Below are 1,188 nucleotides of genomic sequence, written 5' to 3'. Positions count from 1 at the left end.
GGGAGATCCGTGACGACATCCACGAAGCGTTCCTCACCCTCGCCTGCGCCATCGTCTGCTGGCGCCGGCTGCAGCGTTCAAAGAGTTAGGAGTTCTAAGCACCCTTGACGACATCCAGACACGATACGACCAGCACTCGCCGATTACTGGGCTGGCGAACGGCGAGCGGACGCAGGCTAGCGTCCCAGCGGCAGATGAGGACGGCGCGCAGCGGTAGCCTCTTGCTGTGTCGAGCCGCTTCTTTCGCCGTCGCTGGGATGAGACCCGAGGGGATGAGTTCGACGAGTGGGGGCACTCTGTCTGGTACTTCGAGGTTGGTGACGACGGTTGGCCCATTCGGCAGGTTGAGGTTTACGACGCCGGCCCGATCCTGCGCTACGGGGCCGGCCACGAGGAAGACCGTTACGGAGGTCTTGGCCAAGCGAGCCTCTACAACTTGGACGAGGACTGGAGCCGCCTCGAAATCGCCGGAGTCGAGTTTGATCGGGTTTGGAAGTCAGCGGCCAAGTGACGGAACTGCCGGTACGACACGCGGATGGCGGCAGATCGACACGGGTCGCACTACGGTCAACTCATGACGTTGCGCCTCGTCGGCTCCGACATCGCCCACATGGGCAAAGGCACCTTCATGTGGATCCAGCTGACGCACTTCGCCATCGAAACTGCACGGGATGATCGCTCACTACTTGCATCGCTCATCACTAGCGCTGGGTACGCGCACGACTACGCCTCACCCTTCGATGCCGAGGCAGTGATCACCGAACCTGCGATTCACGGGCGCTGGTGGCGCAGTAGCGTTCACGCGGAGCTGTTTGAGCCGTGGACAGCGGCGGATGCCGAATCGCTCCTCCAGAGCTGGGCTGACGAACAGGAATGGACTGACCCGAACTACCGCCAACCTGACGCAGTCCACCGACGCCTGCAGCACGTGTACGCGGTCTTGCGATCAGGTGATCTCTACAAGCTGCGCAATCCAGAAGCCGAAGACGAGCACGACTACGGCTACGTGACCGGCAGCCTGGGTTTCCACGAGTTCGTCGTGATTGATCGGAATGATCGAAGCCTTCACGTAGTCGTCGCATCTGATGACTAGTGCCTCGTCATGCGGCCTTGAACGGGTAATCGGGATGGCGGATCTTGGAGTTGATCGCGTATCCGGTTTTGGGTTGGGCGTGTTGGTTGCGCCAG

Annotated in this window: 2 protein-coding genes; both read left to right on the top strand. The window is 61.2% G+C overall.

The annotated features are described in order from the left end of the window. The first annotated feature begins 226 nt into the window (after positions 1 to 226). Positions 227 to 511: a hypothetical protein gene (locus ADK66_RS28170; RefSeq protein WP_053660656.1), complete on the top strand. Its 285-nt coding sequence runs from the start codon at positions 227 to 229 to the stop codon at positions 509 to 511. A 63-nt stretch (positions 512 to 574) separates the two neighbouring features. Further along, a complete protein-coding gene (locus tag ADK66_RS28165; RefSeq protein WP_053660654.1) occupies positions 575 to 1,093 on the top strand; it encodes a hypothetical protein in 519 nt (172 codons plus the stop codon). The last annotated feature ends 95 nt before the right edge of the window (positions 1,094 to 1,188 follow it).

The sequence above is a fragment of the Micromonospora sp. NRRL B-16802 genome, from assembly GCF_001279555.1.
Taxonomy (GTDB): domain Bacteria; phylum Actinomycetota; class Actinomycetes; order Mycobacteriales; family Micromonosporaceae; genus Micromonospora; species Micromonospora profundi.
This window is presented reverse-complemented; position numbering and strand designations above follow the sequence as displayed.